Annotated in this window: 5 protein-coding genes and 1 pseudogene; 3 read left to right on the top strand and 3 right to left on the bottom strand. The window is 53.4% G+C overall.

Annotated features, from left to right (window positions below; all coding sequences use genetic code 11):
* Positions 1-540: pseudogene (locus tag ACOTXF_RS23510) on the bottom strand (IS1-like element IS1B family transposase); the annotation flags it as partial.
* A 382-nt stretch (positions 541-922) separates the two neighbouring features.
* On the opposite strand from ACOTXF_RS23510, the gene ACOTXF_RS23515 reads away from it, so the two are divergent.
* Entirely contained in the window at positions 923-1,912 is a 990-nt protein-coding gene (locus ACOTXF_RS23515; protein WP_008502392.1) for a 2-hydroxyacid dehydrogenase, read from the top strand.
* A gap of 19 nt (positions 1,913-1,931) precedes the next feature.
* On the opposite strand, the gene ACOTXF_RS23520 is transcribed toward ACOTXF_RS23515, so the two are convergent.
* Positions 1,932-3,140, bottom strand: a complete 1,209-nt coding sequence (locus ACOTXF_RS23520) for an MFS transporter (RefSeq protein ID WP_047747142.1) — start codon at positions 3,138-3,140, stop codon at positions 1,932-1,934.
* A gap of 454 nt (positions 3,141-3,594) precedes the next feature.
* Between ACOTXF_RS23520 and ACOTXF_RS23525 the strand changes: the two genes are divergently transcribed.
* Positions 3,595-4,266, top strand: coding sequence for an MgtC family protein (locus ACOTXF_RS23525; RefSeq protein WP_047747144.1), 672 nt, complete (start codon positions 3,595-3,597; stop codon positions 4,264-4,266).
* Between the two features lie 71 nt (positions 4,267-4,337).
* On the opposite strand, the gene ACOTXF_RS23530 is transcribed toward ACOTXF_RS23525, so the two are convergent.
* On the bottom strand, positions 4,338-4,793 hold the full coding sequence (locus tag ACOTXF_RS23530) for a MarR family winged helix-turn-helix transcriptional regulator (RefSeq protein ID WP_223861886.1): 456 nt from the start codon (positions 4,791-4,793) through the stop codon (positions 4,338-4,340).
* A gap of 68 nt (positions 4,794-4,861) precedes the next feature.
* Here ACOTXF_RS23530 and ACOTXF_RS23535 point away from each other — a divergent pair, with 68 nt between their 5' ends.
* Positions 4,862-5,152 (top strand): DUF1330 domain-containing protein, encoded by a 291-nt coding sequence (locus ACOTXF_RS23535; protein ID WP_045414932.1) that lies wholly within the window; start codon positions 4,862-4,864, stop codon positions 5,150-5,152.
* Positions 5,153-5,305 lie beyond the last annotated feature (153 nt).

A 5,305-nucleotide genomic window follows, 5' to 3' on the forward strand; every position in this document is an offset into this window, starting at 1 on the left:
CGTGCAGCTTTCCCTTCAGGCGGGATTCATACAGCGGCCAGCCATCCGTCATCCATATCACCACGTCAAAGGGTGACAGCAGGCTCATAAGACGCCCCAGCGTCGCCATAGTGCGTTCACCGAATACGTGCGCAACAACCGTCTTCCGGAGCCTGTCATACGCGTAAAACAGCCAGCGCTGGCGCGATTTAGCCCCGACGTATCCCCACTGTTCGTCCATTTCCGCGCAGACGATGACGTCACTGCCCGGCTGTATGCGCGAGGTTACCGACTGCGGCCTGAGTTTTTTAAATGGCGGAAAATCGTGTTGAGGCCAACGCCCATAATGCGGGCGGTTGCCCGGCATCCAACGCCATTCATGGCCATATCAATGATTTTCTGGTGCGTACCGGGTTGAGAAGCGGTGTAAGTGAACTGCAGTTGCCATGTTTTACGGCAGTGAGAGCAGAGATAGCGCTGATGTCCGGCGGTGCTTTTGCCGTTACGCACCACCCCGTCAGTAGCTGAACAGGAGGGACAGCTGATAGAAACAGAAGCCACTGGAGCACCTCAAAAACACCATCATACACTAAATCAGTAAGTTGGCAGCATCACCCTACCTTCGATGTTAGGACATTCAAAGAGCTACGTCATTTTAACAGCTAAAGGTAGTCACATTTTCAAGCATTGGGAAACCACTTACCCAAACATACGCACTTGTTGTGACTTTAGTCTCCCCCATAGCCCCCTTAGAGTAAAACAAGCAGACATGTCGCTGGTGTCAGTCCCGCTTAAGAAATCGGTGGATATGAATATCATGGAGTTAGGGTGCACATATGCTCTAGAATAATTGATAGAACTTATTGAATTCAATAATATTTTAGAAATTGTAAGATAATTTTAATCATGCTAACGTGAATGCAAAATCACTGGAGAAAGTCTTATGAAACTCGCAGTATATAGCACAAAGCAGTACGACAAAAAGTATCTGCAACATGTTAACGAGGCTTACGGGTTTGAGCTTGAATTTTTCGACTTTCTGCTGTCCGAAAAAACCGCCAAAACGGCGCACGGCTGTGAAGGCGTCTGCATTTTCGTAAACGATGACGGCAGTCGCCCGGTGCTGGAAGAGTTGAAAAAACAGGGGGTGAAGTACATCGCCCTGCGCTGTGCGGGCTTCAACAATGTGGACCTCGACGCGGCAAAAGAGCTGGGTCTGAAGGTGGTGCGCGTTCCGGCGTACTCCCCGGAAGCAGTGGCTGAACATGCGATTGGCATGATGATGTCCCTCAACCGTCGTATTCACCGCGCTTATCAGCGCACCCGTGACGCCAACTTCTCGCTGGAAGGGCTGACCGGCTTTACCATGTACGGCAAAACCGCTGGCGTAATCGGCACCGGTAAAATTGGCGTGGCTGCCCTGCGCATTCTGAAAGGCTTTGGCATGCGTCTGCTGGCATTCGATCCGTACCCAAGCGCCGCAGCGCTGGATCTGGGCGTGGAGTACGTCGACCTGCCGACCCTGTTCTCGCAGTCCGACGTGATTTCCCTGCACTGTCCGCTGACTCCGGAAAACTATCACCTGCTTAACCAGGCGGCGTTTGACCAGATGAAGGATGGCGTGATGATCATCAACACCAGCCGCGGCGGGCTGGTTGATTCTCAGGCTGCTATCGAAGCCCTGAAGACCCAGAAGATTGGCGCGCTGGGGATGGACGTGTATGAGAACGAACGCGATCTGTTCTTTGAAGACAAGTCTAATGACGTCATCCAGGACGACGTGTTCCGTCGCCTCTCTGCCTGCCATAACGTGCTGTTTACCGGTCACCAGGCGTTTCTGACGGCCGAAGCGCTGATCAGCATTTCTGAAACCACGCTGGGGAACCTGCAGCAGCTGGAAAAGGGCGAAGCGTGCCCTAACGAACTGGCGTAAGCGTGACGCCGGGTGGCGTCTATGCCCCATCCGGCGTACTGTCAGTTTCCCAGGTCCGGTGCGCAAAGCACCACCATAGCAGAACGGCCACCAGCGCAATCGCGCTCAGAACGCTGAATGCCGTCGCAAACGAGTAATGACCGGCGATCGTCCCGGTTAATGCCGGACTCATGGATGCCCCTACTCCCTGCATCAACATCACCACGCTCTGCCCGGCATTGACGTGCCCGCTTCCGCGCAGCAGCACCACAATAAACGACGGTACGACGACCCCCAGGATCCCGGCGGCCAGGCCGTCGAGAATTTGTACCGGGATCATCATTAACGGCGCATCCGTGGATGCCGCCAGCGCCGCACGCACCGGCATAACCAGCAGCGCCAACATAATCAAGCGCCAGTAGCCATAGTGTTCGATCCGGCGCGAGGCCCAGATGGCGACGGGGATCATCACGGCCTGAGAAATGATGACGGTACCGGCCGCGTACAAACCGGGGTTGATCGAGGCGGGCGCGGCGGCCACCCTCATGCTCAGCATCGGCAGCAGCGCGGCGTTCGCCAGGTGAAAGAGCAGCAGCGTCAGTCCGGTCACCAACAGCGCCCGGTTTTTTATCAGCACGGCAAATCCGGGAACCGGCAGGCTCGCGGAAGAGGACAGCCCACGCGCCGCGTCGTTGTCGATATCCCCGTTGCGAATGGCAAGCAGCGCGCAGAGCGTTAACAGCGTGGTACAGGTCATCAGCAGGAAAATTCCGCCGACGCCCCAGTACCAGGCAATGCCCCCTGCAATCAGTGCGGTAACAAAGTTGCCGCCGTGATTGAACGCCTCATTTTTGCCCATCTGCGCGCTGAATCCGCTCTGGCCGGTCAGCCCTAGCGTAATCCCGGCGATTAACGGCCCGACAAATGCCGCACAGATACCGGTGACGACTTGCGACACGGCGACAACGCCGCTCTGCTGGCTAAACCAGAGCAGAAGCGTGCTGAGCGTGATCAGAATGCACAGCAGCGCGAGCACAGCGCGCTTGTTGCGGGAGGTGTCGGTGATGAATCCCGCCGGCAGCGTGGCCAGTAACCCCGCCAGCCCGCCGGCCGTCATCAGGATGCCGATATCATCAGGGGTCCAGTGGCGTTCGGTCAGGAAAATACCGAGGAAAGGCCCCAGACCATCACGAACATCAGCAATGAAAAAACTTGTCAGGCATAACGCCCGCAGCGAACGAAGAGACATACTTCCTGCCTTGCCTGTTATTGCCTGAAATTAGCAAAATGCAGTATACCGGGTATTTTTGAAAATCAGATGACGTCTGAAAAATATTCCCTGCAAACTTAAACAATACATCAAGGGCGCTGTTTTTTTACTTTACTCATTATTGCGCCTGCTTATACTGGCAAAAAATTTCACAGGAGTCCTTCGTTGGAAAGCCATTTTATCGTTGATACGAAGGTAAGCTGACGCGATTTTCTCGCTGCTTACCTTAACGGTGGGCAGCAATCCTCTTGACGTGATTGCATCCCAATACATTAAGAACGACCAAATTTGTGGGGCATCGCGATGTTCATGTTTAATCATTCACTCTTTCCACCGCCCTCGCGCTGACATGCTTTGCGTTTTAACGGCGTCATACTGTGCTTTGTGAAGCGCTGACGCTTATCGTGTAACCATGTTAACAGGCGACAGGCTGATGTTCCCTTATATCTCTCATCTGCTCGCAGCGATGCTGCTGGGCGCAATTATTGGCGCGGAAAGACAGTGGCGTCAGCGTATGGCCGGGCTTCGCACCAATGCTCTGGTTGCAACGGGTGCGGCCGTGTTTATTTTAAGTTCCCTCTCGACGTCACCCGATAGCCCGGGGCGTATTGCAGCGCAGATTGTCTCCGGAATAGGCTTTCTTGGCGCTGGCGTTATTATGCGTGAGGGAATGAATATTCGCGGTCTTAATACCGCCGCGACGCTGTGGTGTTCGGCCGGAATTGGCGTGCTATGTGGATTAGGTCAATTCTGGAATGCCGGTATGGCCAGCGTGATTATTCTGTGCGCCAACATCCTGCTTCGCGAAGCTGCGCAGCGGATTAATCAACTGCCCGCGATCCATGAAGGCGAAAAATGCTATGTCCTGAAAATCACCTGTGATGACGAGCATGAAGATGCGGTGCGGCAGAGTGTGGTCAACATGGCGAAAGAGTTGACGTTGAGTCTGAAAGCCATTTATTGCGATACGGCGCAAGCAGAAGGAAAAACCGAAATACGGGCCGAGGTGATGACCCGTAAGGAATACCGGAAATTACTCGAGCTAATTATGGGTAATATCGGCGGGAATAAAATTATGGCTTCCGTAAGCTGCCACGCAATATGAACACGATACCGGGCATTGCGCCCGGTTGAGGCTTTGCCGTTTTGCAGAAATGGGCAGTGATGCGGAGAGAGTCATAGAGAAGCGCTGATTCTGGCAAGACTTTTCATCATCTTCGTCGTAAGGCTAAGCTGCTCGCTGCCCATAAGTTGGGACAATTCCTGCTTAGCGGATTGCCATACCGGAATGACCTGTTCAAGCAGACGCCAGCCTTCCCCCGTCAACATGAGTCGTTTTCCTGAACGTCCACGCCCTCCAGTAGAGCCAATAATGCCTCGGGACTCCAGACTACGGATATTTCGACTCAGTGTTGTCGCATCCACCCCTGCTCTGGCGGCGAGTTCCGCAACGGTTTCATTAGGAGAACCCCCGATGCCAACTATCAGACTGAACTGCTCAGCGGTCAGATCAAACGGTCTGAAGCAGGCGTTGTAATAGCGCGTAATAGCCCGAGCAGTAGCGCGCGCCTGAAACGCCGGGCAGACTTCCGGAATGGCCTTCAACAACGTCACATCAATGTTGCTCATCATTTCATCTCGACATTCAATGCTAAAGTTAATACTGTATATACACTATTAAGCATACTTGAGGAACGGTTATGCCAGCCTTTGTTCATATCAACTTACGCGTTATTGACCCAGCCAGACAGGCCAGCCTTGCCCCCCGCTTCACCTCAGCATTAGAGGAAGCAGGCGGTAAAATTGTTCATTTTGGTGCTGTCGCACAGGTACTGGAAGGTGATGAAGAGCCGTTACCCTATGCGGGCATTTTTGAATTCCCGACGTTAAATCAGGCCCTTGCCTTCTATCATTCGGAAAAATATGCGCCGATTAAGGCTGAACGCCAGCTCGCCCAGGAAGCAAGAATGTTCATTGTCACGACGGAATGACAGGCAGGTTCAACTGTATCTAAATCACAGAACCGAAATTTGTCCCCGTTATGACAACCTGGGTAATGGTGCCAACTTACTGATTTAGTGTATGATGGTGTTTTTGAGGTGCGCCAGTGGCTTCTGTTTCTATCAGCTGTCCCTCCTGTTCAG

Source organism: Enterobacter cloacae complex sp. IR53041 (assembly GCF_049238285.1).
Taxonomy (GTDB): domain Bacteria; phylum Pseudomonadota; class Gammaproteobacteria; order Enterobacterales; family Enterobacteriaceae; genus Enterobacter; species Enterobacter roggenkampii.

Excerpts from the sequence above, each read along its gene's own strand:
- ACOTXF_RS23515 (WP_008502392.1), top strand. The coding sequence starts at position 923 with ATGAAACTCGCAGTATATAGCACAAAGCAGTACGACAAAAAGTATCTG.
- ACOTXF_RS23520 (WP_047747142.1), bottom strand. The coding sequence starts at position 3,140 with ATGTCTCTTCGTTCGCTGCGGGCGTTATGCCTGACAAGTTTTTTCATT.
- ACOTXF_RS23535 (WP_045414932.1), top strand. The coding sequence starts at position 4,862 with ATGCCAGCCTTTGTTCATATCAACTTACGCGTTATTGACCCAGCCAGA.
- ACOTXF_RS23530 (WP_223861886.1), bottom strand. The coding sequence starts at position 4,793 with ATGATGAGCAACATTGATGTGACGTTGTTGAAGGCCATTCCGGAAGTC.
- ACOTXF_RS23525 (WP_047747144.1), top strand. The coding sequence starts at position 3,595 with ATGTTCCCTTATATCTCTCATCTGCTCGCAGCGATGCTGCTGGGCGCA.